The sequence below is a fragment of the Panacagrimonas sp. genome (assembly GCF_965216805.1).
Taxonomy (GTDB): domain Bacteria; phylum Pseudomonadota; class Gammaproteobacteria; order Nevskiales; family Nevskiaceae; genus Panacagrimonas.
Genome location: NZ_CBDCGN010000003.1, coordinates 1,280,480 through 1,300,270, shown reverse-complemented (window position 1 = coordinate 1,300,270; position 19,791 = coordinate 1,280,480). Strand labels below are relative to the sequence as shown.

Annotated in this window: 19 protein-coding genes; 8 read left to right on the top strand and 11 right to left on the bottom strand. The window is 66.8% G+C overall.

Going from position 1 to position 19,791, the window contains the following annotated elements; all coding sequences use genetic code 11:
* Positions 1-51: 51 nt before the first annotated feature.
* Both ACOOHP_RS18935 and ACOOHP_RS18930 read left to right on the top strand, forming a co-directional pair.
* The gene (locus tag ACOOHP_RS18935; RefSeq protein ID WP_420468034.1) at positions 52-456 is read left to right on the top strand and encodes a hypothetical protein; all 405 of its coding nucleotides are present in this window, start codon (positions 52-54) and stop codon (positions 454-456) included.
* Positions 457-468: 12 nt separating this feature from the next.
* The gene (locus tag ACOOHP_RS18930) at positions 469-873 is read left to right on the top strand and encodes a hypothetical protein (RefSeq protein ID WP_420468033.1); all 405 of its coding nucleotides are present in this window, start codon (positions 469-471) and stop codon (positions 871-873) included.
* A 52-nt stretch (positions 874-925) separates the two neighbouring features.
* On the opposite strand, the gene ACOOHP_RS18925 is transcribed toward ACOOHP_RS18930, so the two are convergent.
* On the bottom strand, positions 926-1,198 hold the full coding sequence (locus ACOOHP_RS18925; RefSeq protein WP_420468032.1) for an acylphosphatase: 273 nt from the start codon (positions 1,196-1,198) through the stop codon (positions 926-928).
* Between the two features lie 45 nt (positions 1,199-1,243).
* Here ACOOHP_RS18925 and ACOOHP_RS18920 point away from each other — a divergent pair, with 45 nt between their 5' ends.
* Complete coding sequence (locus tag ACOOHP_RS18920) at positions 1,244-1,936, top strand: hypothetical protein (RefSeq protein WP_420468031.1); 693 nt, start codon at positions 1,244-1,246, stop codon at positions 1,934-1,936.
* 29 nt (positions 1,937-1,965) lie between these two features.
* Positions 1,966-3,327 (top strand): MATE family efflux transporter, encoded by a 1,362-nt coding sequence (locus tag ACOOHP_RS18915; protein WP_420468030.1) that lies wholly within the window; start codon positions 1,966-1,968, stop codon positions 3,325-3,327.
* 42 nt (positions 3,328-3,369) lie between these two features.
* Here the strand turns inward: ACOOHP_RS18915 and ACOOHP_RS18910 are convergent, their stop codons facing one another.
* From ACOOHP_RS18910 to radA, 3 genes are all read right to left on the bottom strand, one after another.
* Positions 3,370-4,395 (bottom strand): TerC family protein, encoded by a 1,026-nt coding sequence (locus tag ACOOHP_RS18910; protein ID WP_420468029.1) that lies wholly within the window; start codon positions 4,393-4,395, stop codon positions 3,370-3,372.
* A 242-nt stretch (positions 4,396-4,637) separates the two neighbouring features.
* Positions 4,638-5,888, bottom strand: coding sequence for an MFS transporter (locus ACOOHP_RS18905; RefSeq protein ID WP_420468028.1), 1,251 nt, complete (start codon positions 5,886-5,888; stop codon positions 4,638-4,640).
* A 202-nt stretch (positions 5,889-6,090) separates the two neighbouring features.
* Entirely contained in the window at positions 6,091-7,452 is a 1,362-nt protein-coding gene (gene radA / locus ACOOHP_RS18900; RefSeq protein WP_420468027.1) for a DNA repair protein RadA, read from the bottom strand.
* Between the two features lie 89 nt (positions 7,453-7,541).
* Here radA and ACOOHP_RS18895 point away from each other — a divergent pair, with 89 nt between their 5' ends.
* From ACOOHP_RS18895 to ACOOHP_RS18885, 3 genes are read left to right on the top strand one after another with little or no spacing between them, the layout of a single operon-like run.
* Positions 7,542-9,713: a protein kinase domain-containing protein gene (locus ACOOHP_RS18895; RefSeq protein WP_420468026.1), complete on the top strand. Its 2,172-nt coding sequence runs from the start codon at positions 7,542-7,544 to the stop codon at positions 9,711-9,713.
* A gap of 10 nt (positions 9,714-9,723) precedes the next feature.
* Entirely contained in the window at positions 9,724-10,545 is an 822-nt protein-coding gene (locus ACOOHP_RS18890; RefSeq protein WP_420468025.1) for a Stp1/IreP family PP2C-type Ser/Thr phosphatase, read from the top strand.
* A gap of 44 nt (positions 10,546-10,589) precedes the next feature.
* Positions 10,590-11,324 carry an FHA domain-containing protein gene (locus ACOOHP_RS18885; protein ID WP_420468024.1) on the top strand — a complete coding sequence of 245 codons (735 nt, stop codon included), beginning with the start codon at positions 10,590-10,592 and terminating at the stop codon, positions 11,322-11,324.
* Between the two features lie 427 nt (positions 11,325-11,751).
* Here the strand turns inward: ACOOHP_RS18885 and alr are convergent, their stop codons facing one another.
* Both alr and dnaB read right to left on the bottom strand, forming a co-directional pair.
* Complete coding sequence (gene alr / locus ACOOHP_RS18880; protein ID WP_420468023.1) at positions 11,752-12,828, bottom strand: alanine racemase; 1,077 nt, start codon at positions 12,826-12,828, stop codon at positions 11,752-11,754.
* A 40-nt stretch (positions 12,829-12,868) separates the two neighbouring features.
* A complete protein-coding gene (gene dnaB / locus ACOOHP_RS18875) occupies positions 12,869-14,230 on the bottom strand; it encodes a replicative DNA helicase (protein WP_420468022.1) in 1,362 nt (453 codons plus the stop codon).
* A 352-nt stretch (positions 14,231-14,582) separates the two neighbouring features.
* On the opposite strand from dnaB, the gene ACOOHP_RS18870 reads away from it, so the two are divergent.
* A complete protein-coding gene (locus ACOOHP_RS18870) occupies positions 14,583-14,990 on the top strand; it encodes a thermonuclease family protein (protein ID WP_420468021.1) in 408 nt (135 codons plus the stop codon).
* Positions 14,991-15,064: 74 nt separating this feature from the next.
* Here ACOOHP_RS18870 and ACOOHP_RS18865 read toward each other — a convergent pair whose 3' ends face one another.
* The 5 genes from ACOOHP_RS18865 to hflK all read right to left on the bottom strand — a co-directional run bounded on the left by ACOOHP_RS18865 (position 15,065) and on the right by hflK (position 19,722).
* Positions 15,065-16,357: an adenylosuccinate synthase gene (locus tag ACOOHP_RS18865; protein WP_420468020.1), complete on the bottom strand. Its 1,293-nt coding sequence runs from the start codon at positions 16,355-16,357 to the stop codon at positions 15,065-15,067.
* A gap of 120 nt (positions 16,358-16,477) precedes the next feature.
* Positions 16,478-17,464 carry an ATP phosphoribosyltransferase regulatory subunit gene (locus ACOOHP_RS18860; protein WP_420468019.1) on the bottom strand — a complete coding sequence of 329 codons (987 nt, stop codon included), beginning with the start codon at positions 17,462-17,464 and terminating at the stop codon, positions 16,478-16,480.
* A gap of 49 nt (positions 17,465-17,513) precedes the next feature.
* A complete protein-coding gene (locus ACOOHP_RS18855) occupies positions 17,514-17,702 on the bottom strand; it encodes a DUF2065 family protein (RefSeq protein ID WP_420468018.1) in 189 nt (62 codons plus the stop codon).
* Positions 17,703-17,710: 8 nt separating this feature from the next.
* The gene (gene hflC, locus ACOOHP_RS18850) at positions 17,711-18,577 is read right to left on the bottom strand and encodes a protease modulator HflC (protein WP_420468017.1); all 867 of its coding nucleotides are present in this window, start codon (positions 18,575-18,577) and stop codon (positions 17,711-17,713) included.
* Entirely contained in the window at positions 18,577-19,722 is a 1,146-nt protein-coding gene (hflK, locus tag ACOOHP_RS18845; RefSeq protein WP_420468016.1) for an FtsH protease activity modulator HflK, read from the bottom strand. The genes hflC and hflK overlap by 1 nt, the downstream gene beginning before the upstream one ends.
* Positions 19,723-19,791: the final 69 nt, after the last annotated feature.

Genomic DNA, 19,791 nt, shown 5'->3' with positions numbered 1-19,791 from the left:
CACAGTCCCCGACACCGGCGGCTGGTTCGCGACGATTCGGGGAGGGGCGCAATGCTGATCTTTCACGGCACGGTGGTGCTGCTGCTCGGCCTGCTGCTCGGTTTCCCGTTCCTGCGCAGCATCGTCGCGCAAGCGCCTGCGCGTAGCGTGGAGGCCTGGCGCGCCGCGAACACCGGTCTGTGCGGCACCGGAGTCATGACCATCGCGATGGGCGCGGCCCTGCAGCTATGGAGTTCTGTGTCGGCCGCCGCCGTGATCGCGACCTGGGGCATCGCCCTGGGCGGCTACGGCATCGCGCTGGCGATGACCCTGGCGGCGATCACCGGCGCCCGCGGCCTCGCCGCGGGCGGCAGCACCTCCAACCGGATCGTGTGGGCGAGCTACAGGGTCGGCGCGCCGGCCACTCTGATCGGGACGGTCGGCTTTCTATGGCTGGCATGGGCCGAGCGGGGCTGACCGGAGAATCCGATGACCGTTCTGGTGCGCTGGCTGGTGGTCGGCGTCGCCGTGGTGAGTCTGGTCAACGCGGTCTGGATTTTCGGCTCCGTCGCCCACTGGTTTCAGTGGATTCCCGGCGTCTCCGACACCGGCGAACCCAATGATCATTTCGTGCGCGACGTCGGCCTGGTCTACGGCCTGTTCGGTGGCGCGCTGATCTGGGTGCTGCGCGCGCCGATGCAGCGCCATGCGGTGTTCGTGCTGGCCGCGCTGTTCTACCTGGGGCACGCGCTGGGCCACGTCGCAGAAATTCTGCTGGGCGCGCTGCCGCCGGATCACTGGCTGATCGATCTGCCGCTGGTGTTCTTTCCGGGTGCGGTGCTAGGCGTGCTGGCGCTACCGGGCGTGTGGCGGCGCGTGTTCAGCGACGGTTGACACTACTGCGTTCGCACTGCGCGCCGTGTTCGTTTCAAGGGGCAGCGCCGATCTACCGGCGCACCTCGTAGCCGGCGGCCGGCGTCTGCCCGGTCTCGGCCCAGTCCAGTGCCTGGACCTGGGCAGCCCGCGGACCACGCCGCAACCATGCGGCGAAGGCGTCCAGCGCATCTTGCGAGCCGGCTACCACACCTTCGACGGCGCCGTCGTCGCGGTTGCGAACCCAGCCGTCCAGACCCAGATCCAGCGCCTGCCGGCGCGAAGACTGCCGGAAAAATACCCCTTGCACGCGACCAGTGACGACGAAGCGATATGATTTGCGCATGCCTTCCATCCTTTGCGACCCGAACGACGGTCGTCCCCCGCGATCATGAGCCTGCTCAATCGACTGCGCACGCGCCTGGACGAGCTGGCGCTAGCTTCGCTGCCCGGTCTGGGCGGTGGACAGGACCACCTCGACTTCCAGGCGGAACTGCCAGCCGGTGTGTTCGGCTCCATTCTGAAGCTCAACGTCACCGTCGACAGCGAAGCGCACGGTGATGGCGAACGGATGCGGGTGCGCGCCCATCTGCAGACCAATTTCGCTTCCGTGCTCAAACCGATGTTGCAGGCGCCTTCGCCGCCGCGTACCAAAAAGCTGGGCCGCAAGCAGCGCGGCAGCGAGTCGCGCGCGCTGGCACCGGCGGCGGCCTTCATCGGCGATGTGGCGACGCGCAGTGCGCGGCGGGCATTTTCCAACCCGCTGGTACAACGCCTGGCCGAGCCCTTGATGAAGCGCGACTTCAACAACTGGATCGAGGTCACCGCGTCCACCGCCTCGCTGGATCGCGGCGCGCACGATCTGATCCCGCGCAGCGACAAGCTGGAGGCCATGGGCATCCGTCCAGCACGCCACAGCGGCCCGCATATGGAGAGCTGGTCGGGTCTGACCGCGCGCGGCAACGCGCAGGTGTCCACCTTGCAGCTCGACAAGAACAGCCTGCCGAAGAACTTGCGCAAGAAACTCGGCGATCAGCCGTTCAACCTGGCGGCGATGATCGTCAGCACGATCGAGGAGAAATAAGCCTGTCGTCGCCGTCGCCAGTCGCGCCCGTGCGCGGGCGTGTCCCGCGGCTGCCGCCGAGCTGGCGCCTGGACCAACAGCGTTCGCGCGAGGTGATGGTGCTGGCGCTGCCCATCATCGCCGCGATGGTGTCGCAGAACGTGCTCAATCTGGTGGATACCGCGATGGTCGGCCGGCTCAGTCCGGCGGCCCTGGCCGGCGTGGGCCTGGCCTCGTTCCTCAACTTCATGGCGGTGGCCTTCATCACCGGCATGTCGTCGGCGGTGCAGGCGATGGCCGCGCGCAGAGTCGGCGAGGGCAAGCTCGACGAGACCGCGGTGCCGCTCAACGGCGGCATCCTGCTGTCGCTGGCCATGGGCGTGCCGCTGGCCGCACTGCTGATCTGGCAGGCACCCGCGATCATCGGCGCGCTCAACAACGATCCCGAGGTGATCGAGGCCGGCAGCACCTATCTGCAACTGCGCCTGCTGAGCATCTTCGCCATCGGCATGAATTTTTCGTTCCGCGGCTACTGGAGCGCGATCAAACTGGCGCGGCTGTACATGTACACGCTGCTGTGGGTGCACGGCATCAACATCGCGCTCAACTATTGTTTGATCTTCGGCAAGTTCGGCTTTCCGGAAATGGGTGTAGCCGGCGCCGGCCTGGGCACCACCATCTCCATCTTCATCGGCACCCTGACCTATTTCGTTCTCGGCTGGCGCTACGCACGGCCGGCCGGCTTTCTGGCCCGTCGCCCCAGCCGCGAGCAGTTCTCCAACCTGCTACGGCTGGGCCTGCCGTCGTCGATCCAGCAACTGCTGTTCGCCGCCGGCTTCACCGTGCTGTTCTGGATCGTCGGCAAGGTTGGCACCAATGAGTTGGCGGTGGCCAACGTGCTGATCAACGTCTCGCTGGTGGCGGTGCTGCCGGGCGTTGGCTTCGGACTGGCGGCGGCGACTTTGGCCGGTCAGGCGCTGGGTCGTAACGATCCGGTTGACGCGCATCGCTGGGCCTGGGATGTGTTCAAGGTCGCCAGCATCCTGTTCCTGGGCATCGGTCTGCCGATGGTGCTGATGCCGCGCGCCATCCTCGGCATCTTTCTGCCCGACCCGGCACTGGTGGAACTGGGCGTGCTGCCGCTGCGCCTGATCGGCCTGGGCATCTTCATCGACGGCCTGGGGCTGATCCTGATGCACGCGCTGTTCGGCGTCGGCGCTGCGCGCCTGGTGATGAGCGTCAGCGTCGGCCTGCAATGGCTGCTGTTCCTGCCGCTGGCCTGGCTACTCGGCCCGGTGTGGGGCCTGGGCCTGACCGCGATCTGGCTGGCCATGACCGCGTACCGCGGCCTGCAGTCGCTGGTGCTGGCCATGGCCTGGGAGCGGCGCGGCTGGATTCATTCGCGGGCTTGAACGGGCGGGCTCGAATGATCGGCCCGCGCTCAGTCCGTGGTTTCAGGACTCCTGCTCGTCTGCACTCTCCTTCTTTCGACCAAACGGGTAGCCGCCGCGCGGCTTGTCATCGCCCCTGGGCGGGATCATGACGGACAGCGCCATGGTCAAGCCCAGGATCACGACGGTGCCGAGCAGCGACCACTGCACCGGGATCTTGTAGAGGTCAATCAGCAGCATCTTGGTGCCGATGAACACCAGCACCACGGCCAGACCGTAGGGCAGCAGGTGAAAGCGCTCATGCATGCCGGCCAGCAGGAAATACATCGCGCGCAGGCCGAGGATGGCGAACACGTTGGAGGTCAGCACGATGAAGGGGTCGGTGGTGATCGCAAAGATTGCGGGAATCGAGTCCACCGCAAACACCACGTCGACGATGCCGATCAGCAGCACCACCACCAGTAGCGGCGTGGCCATCTTGATGCCGTCGACGCGGGTGAAGAAGCGTTCGCCGTCGTAGTTCGGCGCAATCTTGAACCGTCGTCGCACCCAGTTCAGAGCGGGGTTGGAGTCCAGGTCCGGCTCCTGGCCTGCGGCCCACCACATCTTGATGCCGGTAAACACCAGGAAGGCACCGAACAGGTAGAGGATCCAGTGGAACTGGGCGATCAGCCAGGCGCCGACCAGAATCAGCGCGCCGCGCAGCACCAAAGCGGCAAGGATGCCGATCATCAGTACCCGCTTCTGGAATTCCGGCGGCACCGCGAAATAGGTGAACAGCAGCAGGAACACGAAGATGTTGTCGACCGCCAGCGCCTTTTCAATCAGGTAGCCGGTGATGAATTCCAGGGCTTTGTCGTTGGCCAGTGCGCGCGCCGCTTCGTCTGCGCCCAGACCGCCGAGCCGCCACCACAGGAAGGCGACGAACGCGAAGCTGGCGGCCACCCAGATCAGGGTCCAGATGCCGGCCTCGCGCATGGAGACGCGGTGCGCGCCCTGGCGATTGAGGGCGAAGAAGTCGATCAGCAGCGCGACGACGACGAAGGCCGCAAACAGCGACCACAGCAGCGGAGTTCCAATGGAAATCACGGCGACAAGACCTTTATCGAGTAAATGACGGACACAGGCGTTGACCAAACCCGTTCCGGTCTTGCCAGCCACACCGATGTCGAGGGTGTGGACCGCGGTGCCGGGAGATGCCAAGGCGTGGTGCCTTCGACACTCCGTGCTGACGGCACGGCAGGAGCCTTGTGGCTCCGGCTACTCCCCGTTAGAGGTCCGCGAGTTTACTTGGCGTGCCGACCGGTTCGTCAAGCCGCAAGGGGTCGGTCTCACAGGCGCACCGCGAGCAGCGCCTTCGACCGGCGCCACACGTAACCCACGGTCGCGAAGGTGGCGAAGGCGCCGAACACCACCGAGGGCACCACGCCCATCAGCTTGGCGGCGACACCGGATTCCAGCGCGCCCAGTTCATTGGACGCGGAGACGAAGACGCTGTTGACGGACGCCACCCGCCCGCGCATGCGATCTTCCACCATGGTCTGCAGCAGGGTGCCGCGGATGATCACGCTGACGCTGTCGAAGGCGCCGGTCGCCGCCAGCGCGATCACCGAGACCAGGAAGTGGGTCGACAGGCCGAACACCAGCGTGGCCAGGCCGAAGCCGAATACCGACCACAACAAATTGCGCCAGGCGTGGCGCGTGGGCGGAAACCAGGCGCACAGCACCATCGTCGCCACCGCGCCCACCGCCGGCGCTGCGCGCAGAATGCCCAGGCCTTCCGGGCCGACGCGCAGAATGTCTTCGGCAAAGATCGGCAGGATCGCCACCACGCCGCCGAACAGCATCGAGAACATGTCCAACGAAATCGAGTACAGGATGATGGGCGTGCGCCAGACGTAATCGAGCCCCTCGCCAAGGCTGCGCCACACGCCTTCGCCGGTTTGGCGTACCAGCGCCGCCGCCGGCATGCGGATGGCACCGATCAGCACGATGTTGGCCACGATCAGCAGCGCCACCGCCGCGAGGGTACCGGGCAGGCCGAACGCCGCGAAGGCGAATCCGCCCAGCGCCGGCCCCAGGATGGCGCCAGACTGCCAGGACATGCTGCTCCAGGTCGCCGAACTGCCGTAGTGCTCGCGCGGCACCAGAAACGGCTTGAGCGAGGCGTTGGCGGGACTGTAGATACCGCGCGCCAAGCCCTCAATGAACACCACCAGATAGATCAGGCCGGCGATGGCGGCATCGCTCAGCCCCACCCGCACGGTGGGCAACGAGGCCACCAGCAGGATCAGGGTGCCGAGCAGAAACACCCCGCCGGCCATCTGCATCATGCGCTGCTTGTTGCGCCGGTCCGCCAGATGCCCACCGAACAGGGCCAGACCCATGAAGGGCACCGCCTCGGCCAGACCCAGCAGACCCAGCGACAGCGGATCGCGCGTGATCAGGTACAGCGAATAGCCCAAGGCCACCCGCTGCATCTGCAAGCCGCAGGTGATGAGGAAGGTGCCCCCCATCAGATTGCGGAAGTTTGAAAAGCGCAGCGCAGCGTAAGGGTCGTGACGCGAAACCGGCGAGGACATTCGGAGCGGGAAAGGAAACGCTGGCGCGACGGGCGGCGACCATTGTCGCAGAGCGCCGGCTCAAGCCGTGCGGCGCCAGATGGCGGCTGGTCTACTGCCGAAGCTGCAGCGCATCGGCCGTTCGAGCAGCCTGCAACGAGCACAGCGAATTTCGGGAGGACGGCCTGGGTGAATCCACGAGACTTGCTGCGCTCATTACCCGCTACTGCGCAAACGCCAAGGCATCTTCGAGCCGACTCACCGGCGTCACCTGCAGGTCCAGCTTCACGCTCTTGCGCGGCTTGTTCGCCTCCGGCACCAGGGCGCGCTTGAAGCCCTGCTTGGCGGCTTCGATCAGACGCTCCTCGCCGCCTTGCACCGGGCGGATTTCGCCGGCCAGGCCGACCTCGCCGAACACGATCAGGTCGTTGGGCACCGGGCGGCCGCGAAAACTGCTCAGCGACGCCAGCAGCAGCGGCAGGTCGGCGGCGGGCTCGGAGATGCGCATGCCGCCGACCACGTTGACGAACACGTCCTGATCGCCCAGGGCGATGCCGCCATGGCGGTGCAGCACGGCCAGCAGCATGTTCAGGCGATTGCCTTCCAGCCCTAGCGCCACCCGGCGCGGGCTGCCGATGATGGATCGATCCACCAGCGCCTGCACTTCCACCAGCATCGGCCGTGAGCCCTGGCGGGTGACGGTGATGACGCTGCCCGGCACCGCGTGTTCGTGGCGCGACAGGAACAGCGCAGACGGATTGCTCACTTCCTTGAGACCGCCGTCGGTCATCGCGAACACGCCAAGCTCGTTGACCGCTCCGAAGCGGTTCTTGACCGCGCGGATCAAGCGGAAGCGCGAACCGGGGTCGTGCTCGAAATACAGCACCGTATCGACCATGTGTTCCAGCACGCGCGGGCCGGCGATGGCGCCTTCCTTGGTGACGTGGCCGACCAGGATCACCACGGTGCCGCTGGCCTTGGCATGTCGCACCAGCTGCGCGGAGCACTCGCGCAACTGCGACACCGAACCCGGCGCCGAATCCAGCGCGTCGGTGTACAGGGTCTGGATGGAGTCGATCACCACCAGCCCCGGCCGGCTCGCCGACAAGGTGGCGAGGATGGTTTCCACCGAGGTCTCCGCCAGCGCCGGCAGGTCCACCCGCGGCAGACCCAGACGCTGCGCGCGCATGGCCACCTGGCTGAGCGATTCCTCGCCGGTGACGTAGAGCGTGTCCATGCGCCCTTCCACCGCGGCCAGCACCTGCAGCAGCAAGGTGGATTTGCCGATGCCGGGATCGCCGCCGATCAGGATCACCGCGCCCCGCACCAGACCGCCGCCGAGCACGCGATCCACCTCCGGCATGCCGCAGGGCAGCCGCGGGGCGGACTCGGCGTCGACCTCGTGCAGCCGTCGGATCTGCGAGGCATGACCGGACGCGGCGCGCGCACCACCGCCCCCGCGGACCGACACCGCCGCGGTTTCGATCAGGCTGTTCCAGGCACCGCAATCGGCACATTGCCCCGACCACTTCGATGCGGCGGTCCCGCAGTTCTGACACACGTAGCCGGTTTTCACCTTGGCCATCGCTAAGGCAACTCCCTGATCCTGGTCGCGCAAGTTCCACGCTAGTATCGCTGCATCCAGCGCGCAGAACGCAGGCGAAGGGAGTCGCAGTGCTGCACCGATCAGGCGGTCTTCCATCCAGCACTGCGCTCGTCGCGGGCGCCGCGGCGGCCATTGCCGCGCTGCTGGCCTTGCTGCTGATGCGACCCCTGCAGACGCTGCAGCGCGCGCTCTACGACCTGGCGGTGCAAGCCGGAACGCCGCCGCCTTCGGACCGGGTCGCAGTCGTGCAGTGGCGCCAGGGTGAAACAACGCCGCACCGCTATGCGGCGTTGCTGGCCGCGCTGGATCGGGCCGGCGCCAAGGCGATCGCCATCGCCGAGCCGCTGAGTCTGGCGGCGGATGCCGCGGAGTCGGCTAACGCCGCCGCGCTGTCGCGCGAACTGATGCAAACACAGATCCTGCCCAAGCTCGGACAGGCGCTGTTCGCGTTCGAAAGCGAGTTGCTGGCACGCGCCGACCCCGACCAGCCGCAGGTGAATGCGCTGCTGCGGCAGTGGCGCGAACTGGGGCTGTCGGGCAGGTTCCCGCCGCAGCTCGAACGTCTGCACGCCCTGGCCGGGCCGACCGCCGATCAGGCCGATAACGCCGCGAGCCTGATCGGAGCCCTCGGCGACGCCGCCCCGGTGATTCTGCTGCGGCCGCCACCGCCCGCCGGGCTGGACGCGCGCCTGGCCGCCGCGGCCTGGGCGGTGGCAATCCAGCCCGACTCCGCGGACGCCGACGGCGTACTGCGCGCAGAGCCGGGATGGATCGGACCCGCCGGCGAATCCGCGGCGCTGCCGGCGATGAGTCTGGCCGCCGCGGCGGCGGCACTCGGGCGGGACCGCGGCGACCTGATTGCCACCGGCGACCTTCGTCTGGGCGAGCGGGTGCTGCGCGGGGGCTCCCACGCCCTGCGACTGCGTGCACATCCGCGCAGCAGCGGTCGCCCGGCCTTCAACGTGCACTCGGCAGAAGACGTGCTGCAGGGGCGCGTGGCCGCCTCGCAACTGCAGGATCGCGTGGTCATCGTCGGCGGGGTCGACGCGCAACCCCGGGTATCGCTGCCGGGCTGGCCGCGCCTGGAACCGGCTATCGCCCTGGCGCATCGGGTGTCGCTGCTTCTGCAGGGACAAACCGTCACCGTGGCGGGCGGCAACAGCCCGCTGCTGTCCGGCGTGCTGGTGCTCGCCGCGCTGGGCGTCATTGCCGGAGTCCTGGCGCCGCTGGCCGCTCACCTGGCGCTGACCGCGGCCTTGAGCGCCGCGGTGTTGCTGTTGCTTTGCGAGTTCTACCTGCTGGCCGCGTGGTCGCTGTGGCTGCCGCTGACGGCACCGGCGGCGGTGCTGGCCCTGGGCGGCCTGGCGCTGCCGCTGGCGCGCCGGCTGCTGCAGCAGCGGCTGTCGGCGGCGTCGCCGGAGCCGCTGCTGTCGCGCCTGGGGCGCTATCAGATCGACCGCGAGCTGGGCCGCGGCGCCACCGGCATCGTGTATCTGGGCCTGGATCCCAAGATCGGCCGCCAGGTGGCGATCAAGACGCTGAGCCTGCCCGCAGCACTCGACGCCGGCGATCCAGCCCCGATCAAGCAGCGCTTCTTTGCCGAGGCGGCGGCGGCGGGCCGGCTGTCGCATCCGCACATCGTGCAGATTTACGATGCTGGGGAGGATCGCGACCTGGCTTACATCGCGATGGAACTCGTCGAGGGTCAGGATCTGAGCCGGCACACGCGCCCGTACACGTTGCTACCGCATTCCGAAGTGCTGGCGTATCTGGCCGATGCGGCCGAAGCGCTCGACTACGCACATGCGCAAGGCGTGATCCATCGCGACATCAAGCCGGCGAATCTGCTGCGCGAGGACCGCAGCGGCCGCATCAAGATCACCGACTTCGGCGTGGCCGGCGTGATCGGCGCCGGCCACGCCGGCGGCACCGTGCGGGGATCGCCCGCCTACATGAGTCCCGAGCAACTCGCCGGGCGCAACCTGGACGGCCGCTCGGATCTGTTCTCGCTGGGCGTCACCGCCTACCAGCTCCTGACCGGGCAGCTGCCGTTCCAGGCGCAGGGCCTCGCCGAGTTGATGGCCTGCATCGCCAATGCCGCGCATTCGCCGCCGTGCAGCCTGCGCCGCGATCTGCCGCCGCAACTGGACGCGCTGATCGAACGGCTGCTGCACAAGCAGCCGTCGGGGCGCCATGCACGCGGCCGCGATGTCGCCGCCGATCTTCGCCGCCTGTACTGACTGTACTGACATGGCCCTGGGCAATCGCATCGCCACCGCGCTGTGCACCGATGTCGGCAAGGTGCGCGGCAACAACGAGGACTCGGTCGCCGAAGATCCGGAAATCGGCCTGTTGGTGCTGGCCGATGGCATGGGCGGCTACAACGCCGGCGAGGTCGCCAGTCAGATCGCCGTCCGCACCATCGTCGATGTCGTGCGCACAGAGTGGCAAGAGTCGTCCCTGTCGGCGCGGGTCCGTCAGGACGGCCCCTCGCCGGAGGCGGTGTTGCTGGAGCACGCCGTGCAGGCCGCGCATCAGGCCATCTTCCGGGCCGCGCAGTCCGACGCACAGATGGCCGGCATGGGTACCACGGTGGTCGCAGTGCTGTTGCACGACAACCGCATGGTTGTCGCCCACGTCGGCGACTCGCGCCTTTACCGCTATCGCTTCGGCCAGTTGCGCCAGGTCACCCGCGACCATTCGCTGCTGGAAGAACTGGTCGCGAAGGGCCACTTCAGCCGCGAAGACGCCGCCACCATGGTGCGCAAGAACATCGTCACTCGCGCGCTGGGGGTGGACCCGCAAGTGAAGGTGGACGTGACCGAGGAAGCCCTGGACGTGGGCGATTTCCTGTTGCTGTGCTCGGACGGGCTCAGCGACATGGTGCCGGACGAAGCGATGCGATTAAGCTTGCACCGCTACGGCGACGACTTGCCGGCCGCGGCCGGAAACCTGGTGGATCTGGCCCTGGCCCAGGGAGGCAAGGACAACGTGTCGGTAATCCTGGCGCGGGTTGATCGGCCCTTCGGCCGAGGGCGCGCCTGGTACGCAAGGCTGCTGGACTGGATCTGATTTTTCGCACAACGGGTACAACCAAGCGGTTCTGGGGAAGCGTCATGAGCAAGCTTGTCATCACCGACACCGAGGGCCGGACCTATGATTTCGAGCTCGACAAGGAGCGCGTCACCATCGGCCGCCAGGTCGGCAACGACATCGTGCTGGCGGACAAGGCAGTGTCCAGCCGCCATGCGGTGATCGTCACCATCCTCGACGATTCCTTCCTGGAAGACCTGGGCTCCACCAACGGCACCCAGGTCAACGGCCAGACCGTTGTGCGCCACGCGCTGGCGCACGGCGACATCGTGTCGCTGGGGCGCAACAGCCTGCGTTTCCTGGGCAATCCGAACGCAGAGCCGGCCGACGATCGCACCATGATCCTGCGTCCGGCGCGATCGTTCGCGCCCGTACCGTCGATGCCCTCAGTGCCTGCCACCTCGCCCTCTGCGCCCGCCGCCAGGCCGATGCCGCGACCCAATCCGGGCAACCTGAACCCCTCCACCCTGGCCGCACCGCCCAAGCCGGTCCTGGGCAAGCTGCGGCTGATCAGCGGCCCCAACCTGGGTCGCGAACTGGAGCTGGTCAAACCGCTCACCACCATCGGCCGGCCCGGTGTGCAGGTGGCGGCCATCACGCGCCGTGCCGACGGTTACTACATCGTGCAGGTGGGCGCGAGCAGCGGAAAGCGACTGATGCTCAACGGCCGCGAGATCGACGACCAGCCGCACAAGCTCAACGACCAGGATCAGATCGATCTGGCCGGCACCCGCATGCAGTACATGCGGGTCGGCTGATTGCACGGCGCTTTCCAACCCGGGAAAACGCCCTTGCCGCGGATTTCACGGATCAACACGGATCAACGCGGATCAAAACATAAATCTGCCGAGAATCTTTGCTGCACCGATCGGGTGCCTCGACTGGAAGCCGCATTTCAACGCAAAGCCGCGAAACCAACAGAACGGACGCCAAGGATTTTCTGGACGGCGCCCTGCACCAGATGGGTGAACGCAGTCCACAGTGTTTTCATTTGCGCCTTGCTTGCTGGTCTTTGCGTCCTTTGCGTTCAACCGCTTTTGGTAGGTTGATTGGCGCTGGCAAGTCGCCGATTTTCAATCCGTGTCATCCGTGCAATCCGTGGCAAATGCTTTTTCGAGGTTGATCCGTGTTCATCCGCGCAAGCCGCGTCCCACCGCGGTTTTCAGGGCATGAACAGCCGCAGGTTCAGACCTCGCCGACGTAGCGGAATCGCACGCGATTGGTCAGTCCGCAGAACAGCTCATAGGACAGGGTGCCGGCGCAGGCCGCGATCTCCTCCGCAGGCAGACCGTCGCCCCAGATCGTCACCGGGTCGCCGACCCGCGCATCGGGGATGCCGCGCAGATCCACGGTGATCATGTCCATCGACACCCGGCCCGCCAGCGGCGCACGGCGTCCGCGCAGCAGCACCGGGGTCCCGTTCGGGAACGAGCGATGGACGCCGTCCGCATAGCCCACCGCCACCACGCCCACCGACATGCGCTCCGGGCAAACATAGGCCGCGCCGTAACCGATGGGGCTGCCGGCCTCGTAGGTGCGGATCGCCAGCAGACGGCTTTCCAGTCGTAGGGCCGGACGAAAGCCGAGGTCGGCGCCAGTCTGACCCGGCAGCGGACTGGCACCGTACAAGGCCAGGCCCGGTCGCACCCAGTCGCGCCGCGCATCGGGCCAGGCGATCAGGCCTGCTGAATTGGCGATGGAGCGCGCCCCGGGCACGCCTTCCAGCGCCGCGTCGAAGGCGGCGATCTGCTCGGGCGTGGCACTGCAATCGGTTTCGTCAGCGCGCGCCAGGTGGGTGATCCAGCCCTGAAAACGCCAGGCCGGATGACGCTTCAGGACCTGGCGCAGGCGCGGCACCGCGTCCAGCGGAAATCCCAGGCGGTGCATGCCGCTGTCGAGCTTGAACCACAGCGCGATATTGGATTCCGCCGGCATCGTCTCCAGCAGCTCGATCTGCCAGAAATCGTGAACCACGACCTGCAGACCTTCGTAAGCGGCCAGCGCCGCCTCGTCGGTGGAGATCACGCCTTCCAGCAGCGCGATCGGCGCCTGCACGTGCGACTCCAGCAGCACCTGCGCCTCCTCCATGCAGGCGACCGCCAGCATGTCCACGCCGGCCGCGTCCAGGGTGCGCGCCACCGGCACCGCGCCATGACCGTAGGCGTCGGCCTTGACCGCCGCCATCACCCGCGAGCGCGGCGCCAGCCGGCGCACCTGCGCCAGGTTGTGGCGGACGGCGGCCAGATCGACGGTGGCGGTCACTCTCGGAATCATGGCGACGTTGCGGCCGCGGCACGCCGCGTCATTCGTAGGGCGCTCCGCCCACCGGATTCTCGAATTTGGTATTGGCGCCGATGAACTGCACCGGGATGGTCGCCAGCGGACCATTACGCTGCTTGGCGATGATGACTTCGGCATCGCGCTCGTCGGAGGTCTTGTTGTAGACCCAATCGCGGTAGATGAACACCACCAGATCAGCGTCCTGCTCGATACCGCCGGACTCGCGCAGGTCCGACATGCGCGGCCGCTTGTTGTCGCGCTGCTCTACCCCGCGGTTGAGCTGCGACAGCGCGATGACGGGAATCGCCAGTTCCTTGGCCAGGCCCTTCAACTGGCGCGAGATCTCGCTGATTTCCTGCACGCGGTTGTCGCGCATGCCGGGCACCTGCATGAGCTGGATGTAATCCACGATCAGCAGCTTGAGGTTTTCGCGCATGGCCAGGCGCCGCGCCTTGGCGCGCAGGTCCATCGGCGACAGGCCGCCGGTTTCGTCGATGAACAGCGGCGCTTCGCGCAGACGGCCGATGGCCCACACCAGGTGATCCATCTCCTGATCGTTGAGGTCGCCGTTGCGCAACTTGTGCAGCGGAATGCCGCTGCGCGAGGACAGCACGCGGAAACCCAATTGTTCGGCGCTCATTTCCATGCTGAACATGGCCACCGCCTCGCGCCGGTCGAAGGCCACGTACTCGGCGATGTTCATCGCCAGCGAGGTCTTGCCCATGGACGGACGCGCCGCCAGGATCATCAGGTCGCCTGGCCCCAGGCCGGTGGTCTTGTTGTCGAACTCGATGAAACCGGTCGGCAGCCCGGTGGCACCCTGCGGGTTCAGGCGCGCGGCATCGATGCGTTCGAACACCTGGTCGAGGACCGCCGGCATGCCGAAATAGTCCGACCGTGCCTTGGCGCCGTGCTCGCGGATGGCGAAGACCTTCTGCTCGGCATGATCGATCAACTCACCCGCCTCGCGTCCTTCCGGCCGGTAGCCCAGTTCGGCGATGTCGCCGCCGGCCGCCACCAGGCTGCGCAGCACCGAGCGTTCGCGCACGATGTCGGCGTAGGCCGACACATTGGCAGCGCTGGGCGTGTCGTTGGCCAGGGACCCCAGATAGGCCAGTCCGCCGGCTTCCTCGAGCAGATTGCGCGCGCGCAGGTGCTCGCTGAGCGTGACGAAATCGCAGGGCTTGCCGCCGGAGACCAGTTCGGAGATCGATCGCCAGATCAGTTGGTGATCGGCGCGATAGAAGTCGTTCTCGCCCAGGCGATCGGCGATGTCGTTCCAGGTGCGGTTGTCCAGCAGCACGCCTCCGAGCACCGATTGCTCGGCTTCGATCGAATAGGGCGCCTGGCGCGTCTGCGCCGTCAGCGGTCGGATTTGGGCCATGGGTCGCGGAAGCACTGGGCGGGACAGCCGGGACCGGCAGTTTACCGCCGGGGCAGGCCTGCCACGGGGGGTAAGTCTGTGTGTTGAATGTGGCGGTGCTGTGCGATTCGACGCTGCGTTAATCTTTGTCCGCAATGAACCCTCCACCCGCTACGACGCGCGAGTTCCGAGAATGAAACGGGATCGGCCATCGAGTCCGTCGTGCGGTGCGCCAAAAAGGCCGACGAGCGCGTACCGGCGCTCCTCCGCGTCATCCTTACCCCCCGGCGTTTTCGCGACGAAGCTGCCGACGGCGATCCTGCATCTGCTGTGCCTGCTGCTGTGGGTCGGCGCAGAAAACGCGGCGTCGACCGTGCGCGGCGACGCCGTGGTGGTCGACGGCGACAGCCTGGAAATCGACGGCCGGCGCGTTCGTCTGTGGGGCATCGACGCCCCCGAGGGCAGCCAGAGCTGCACCCGCGACGGCCGGCGCTGGTCTTGCGGCCGCGCAGCGGCGCAGGCGCTGCGAACGCGCGTGGACGGACGCACGGTGAGTTGTCGCACAGTGGACACCGATAGCCATGGGCGTCTGGTCGGTCGTTGCCAGGTTAGCGACCAGGAACTCAACCGCTGGATGGTGCGCCAGGGCTGGGCGCTGGACTATCGACGCTACAGCGACGGTGCTTACGCCAGCGACCAGGCGCGCGCACGTCGATCGAAACTCGGTGTCTGGTCCGGCACGTTCGAGGCGCCGGAGAACTACCGGCGACGCCAGCGCTGACACATCCGCGCGCGGGCGCCGGTGCAAGACCGCTCGGCAAGCTGGAATGCGCGCAGCCGGTTACCGAAGACGGTTCAATCGAACGGGTTGCGCAGCACCATGGTGTGATCGCGATCGGGCCCGGTGGAAATCAGCGCGATTTCGGTTTCGGTCACCTCCTGCATGCGCTGCAGGTAGCGCTGCGCTGCAACCGGCAGGTCCTGGTGGCGGGTGACGCCGTAGGTGTTGCTTTTCCAGCCCGGCATTTCCTCGTACACCGCTTCGACCTTGCCGAAACCTTCGGCACCGATCGGCGGCACCATCACCGGCTGGCCGTTCAGGCGATAACCGGTGCAGATGCGGATGACATCCAGGTCGTCCAGCACATCGAGCTTGGTCACGCACAGGCCGGTGACGCTGTTGTTGAAGATAGACCGGCGCGCCGCCACTGCGTCGAACCAGCCGCACCGGCGCGGACGCTTGGTGACGGTGCCATATTCTTGGCCCTTGTCGCGGATGGCCTGGCCGACGTCGTTGTCCAGCTCGGTCGGGAACGGTCCCGATCCGACGCGCGTGGCGTAGGCTTTGACGATGCCCAGCACGTAGTCGAGTTCGCGGGGGCCGACGCCGGTACCGGTCGCCGCGCCACCGGCGGTGGTGTTGCTGGAAGTCACGTAGGGATAGGTGCCGTGGTCGATGTCCAGCAGCGCGCCTTGGGCGCCTTCGAACAGCACGTTGTCGCCGCGGCGCAGATGCAGGCGCAGCAATTCGGTGACATCCGACACCATCGGCTTGACGATGTCTGCGTCGCGCAACAGATCGTCCAGGGTCTGCTGAAAATCGACCGGCGCTTCCTTGAAATAGTTGATCAGCACGAAATTGTGGAAGGCCAGCAGCTCGCCGAGCTTGGCCGCCAACTGTTCGCGATGGAACAGATCGCCGACGCGGATCGCGCGACGCGCCACCTTGTCCTCGTACGCCGGGCCGATGCCCTTGCCGGTGGTGCCGATCTTGGCCTCGCCGCGCGCTTTTTCACGCGCCTGGTCGAGCTTGGCGTGGACCGGCAGCACCAGCGGCGTGGCTTCGGATATACGCAGGCGATCGCGCACCGACGCGCCGGTGGCCTCGACCTTTTCGATCTCCTTGACCAGGTCCGGCAGCGACAGCACCACGCCGTTGCCGATCAGGCAGGCCACGCCGGGCCGCATGATGCCGGAGGGGATCAGGTTCAGAGCGGTCTTGACGCCGTTGATCACCAGCGTGTGGCCGGCGTTGTGCCCGCCCTGGAAGCGCACCACTGCCTGGACACGATCCGTCAGCAGGTCCACCACCTTGCCCTTGCCTTCATCACCCCATTGGGCGCCGATGACGACTACGCTTTTGCCCATTTCTCAGACCTTTTCAAGAACCACGCAAAGAATGCGAGGATGCAAAAATGTCACGCAAAGCTTTTGTCCGCGCCTGTGCCCCTCTGCGCCTTTGCGTGATTCTTTAACGCTACTGCAACGCTACTGTCCGCTTTCGCCAAGCCGCAGCAGTTCGTTCATGTCGGCAGAAAAGCCGGTCGCCGGCAGCGCGCGACCGAACTCGCGACCGACGCCATCGTAGCGCCCGCCGCGTGCCAGTTCGCGGCCAAACCCGGGGACGAAGGCGGCGAACACCAGTCCGGTGTGATAGCGAAGGCCGCGCAGTTCGGCCAGATCGACATGGATCGGTACCGACGGGAACTCGCGCGACAGATGCTGCGCGGTTCGTTCGAGCGTACGCAGCGCCGCATCGACGGTCGCATCCACAACCAGCGCCTGCCGCGCGCGTTGCAGCACCGACACGTCGCCGTTGAGGTCCATCAGGGATGCCAGCATCTGCGCCGCGCTGTCCAGACCGCGGGCGCGACCGAAGTCGGCAAGGTCGGGATGCGACTTGCGCTGCAGGATCTCGAACAGCGCGTTTTCGTCTTCGATATCCAAGGCGACGCTGGCGATCACGGCGCGATAGATATCGACGTGCCCCAGGTCCAGATGCAGTTCGCGCGCGCCGGCCAGCTCCAGGGTGCGCAGCATCAGCCGCAGCACCTCCAGATCCGCCGACAGGTCGGGCTCGCCGAACAGTTCGCAACCGACCTGGCGCGGCGAGCGCGGTCCGCCCGGATGGTCCGGCGCGGTGCGCAGCACCGTGCCCAGATAGCACAGCCGCACGACCTGACGATCGGCGTAACGGCGGGCGGCAATGCGCGCGGCCTGCGGCGTCATGTCGGCCCGCAAGCCCAGCATGCGCCCACCCTGCGGATCGGCGAACTTGAAGGTCTGGCGTTCCAGATCGTGCCCGGTGCCGGTGAGCAGGGCGTCGAGATGCTCTACCAGCGGCGGCAGGATCAGCTCGTACCCGGATCCGCGGTAGTGATCCAGCAGCCGGCGGCGCAGTTCTTCCAGCTGCCAGGAAACCGGCGGCAGTACTTCTTCCATGCCGTCAGGCAGCATCCAGCGTTTGGTGCCCATGGACTAACCGAAAAGGTAGAGGAAAGCCGGCGACGAGCCGGCCGGCCGGTCATTTTACCGCGTTGAGAATGAGCAGCCCCACCACCATGCTGGCCAGCCCCAGCCCGCGCATCCAGCGATTCTCCACCGCCGCATAGTTCAGCAGGGCTTGGCGGAATCGTGCGGGCGACATAAACGGCAGCACCCCCTCGATCACCAGCAACAGGCCCAGGGCCGTCAGCAGGTCGCTCCAGGCCATGCCCGAACTTAAGGCGCTTCGCCCTTGAAGTACTTGAACAGCTCGCCGTCAGGCTCCAGCACCAGCACGTTGTCGCGGGTGCCAAAGGATTGCCGGTAGATGTTGAGCGAACGGTAGAAGCGGAAGAACTCGCTGTCGGCACCGTACGCAGCGGCGTAAATCTCGGCCGCCTTGGCGTCACCTTCGCCGCGCAGCATTTCCGACTCGCGGTAGGCGTTGGCCAGCGTCACCTGCGCCTCGCGGTCGGCGCCGGCACGAATACGCTCGGCCTCTTCGGCACCGCGCGCACGCAGGTCGGATGCCACGCGGGTGCGCTCGGCGCGCATGCGCTGATACACCGATTCGCTGACGTCGCGCGGCAGGTCGACGCGCTTGACGCGCACGTCCACGATCACGATGCCGAGGTCGTCAACCGCCTCGGCGGCGCTCTGTTCAACCGCGCGCAGGTACTCGTCGCGCTCGCCGGAAACCACTTCCTGGATGGTGCGCGAACCGAATTCGTTGCGCAGGCCGCGGTTGACGATGGACGCCAGCCGATCCATGGCCACCAGCTCTTCGCCGCCGGTGGCGCGGTAGTAGTTGGTGGTGTCGGCGATACGCCACTTGACGAAGTAATCGACCTCGACGTTCTTCTTCTCGATGGTGAGGAAGTTTTCGGTCAGATTGTCCAGGGTCAGCACGCGGCCATCGAAGCGGCGCACGTTCTGAACGAACGGCAGTTTGACGTGCAGGCCCGGTTCGTAGTCCACGCCCTGGATCTCGCCGAGCTGGAACAGCAGCACGCGCTCGCGCTGGTCCACGGTGAAGAAGCTGGCGTTGACCAGAACCACCGCCAGCAGCGCCAGGGCGACCCACAGGATGGGAGCGTTCTTCATCACGGGCGACCCCGGTCGCGCGAGCGCGACGAATCTGCGGCGGTGCTGCTACCGGTGGGCGACGGCAGGGTCACGTAGTCCTGCGGGTAGCCCTCCGAGCGCGGCGAGGATTTCAGCAACTGGTCCAGCGGCAGATAGAACATCGGGTTGCCCTGGTCGACATCGATCATGATCTTGGAGCTTCCGGACATCACATCGCTCATGCTGTCGAGATACAGGCGGTCGCGGGTCACCGCCGGTGCCTTGCGGTATTCGGCAACCAGCTGGCTGAAGCGCGAGGCGTCGCCTTCGGCGCGCGCCACGACCTGTTCGCGATAGGCGGTGGCTTCTTCCACCTGGCGGGCGGCGGCACCACGCGCCTTGGGCAGACGATCGTTGGCGTAGGCCTCGGCCTCGTTCTTGAGGCGCTCCTGGTCTTCGCGTGCCTTGATGGCGTCGGCGAACGCTGCCTGCACCGCTTCCGGTGGCTGCGCCTGCTGCAGGTTGACTTCGGTGACGATCAGACCGGCCTTGTAGTCGTCAAGACTGTCCTGCAGCAGCACCTTGGTGTCTTCGGCGATGGACTGGCGGCCGGCGGTGAGGATGAAGTCCATCTCGCTCTGGCCCACGGTTTCGCGCACCGCCGATTTGGTGGCCTGCTGCAGGGTCATGTCGGGGTCCTGCACGTTGAACAGGAAATCTTCCGCCGACGACACCCGGTACTGCACGGTCAGTTCGATATCGACGATGTTCTCGTCCTTGGTCAGCATGCTCTGGCGATCCGTCACCTGGCGCACCCGGGTGACGTTGATGTGCTCCAGGGACTCGATCGGCCACGGCGCCCGCCAGCCGACACCCGGCGTCGAAGTGCGGTCGTAGGCGCCGAATCGCAGGATCACGCCGCGTTCCTGTTCATCGACCACATAGAAGCCCGACCCCAGCCACAGCGCCGCGACAACGATGGCGACGATACCGATCGTCGCCTTGGGGAAGGGCCCGCCGACGCCGCCGCCGCGGCCGCGACCGCCGCCGTTGGAGCCGCCACCGAATCGCGCTTTGAGGCGCTTGATCATCTCGTCCAGATCGGGCGGTCCGCCACCGCCGGGTTTGCCGCCAGGCCCCTGATTCCAGGGGTCGCGATTGGGTCCGGGTTCGTTCCAAGCCATGAGGGGCGTCGTTATGGTTCTGTAGAGGTCGATGCAGGCGCCACCTTGCCACGCGTCCGCCGGTGTGTC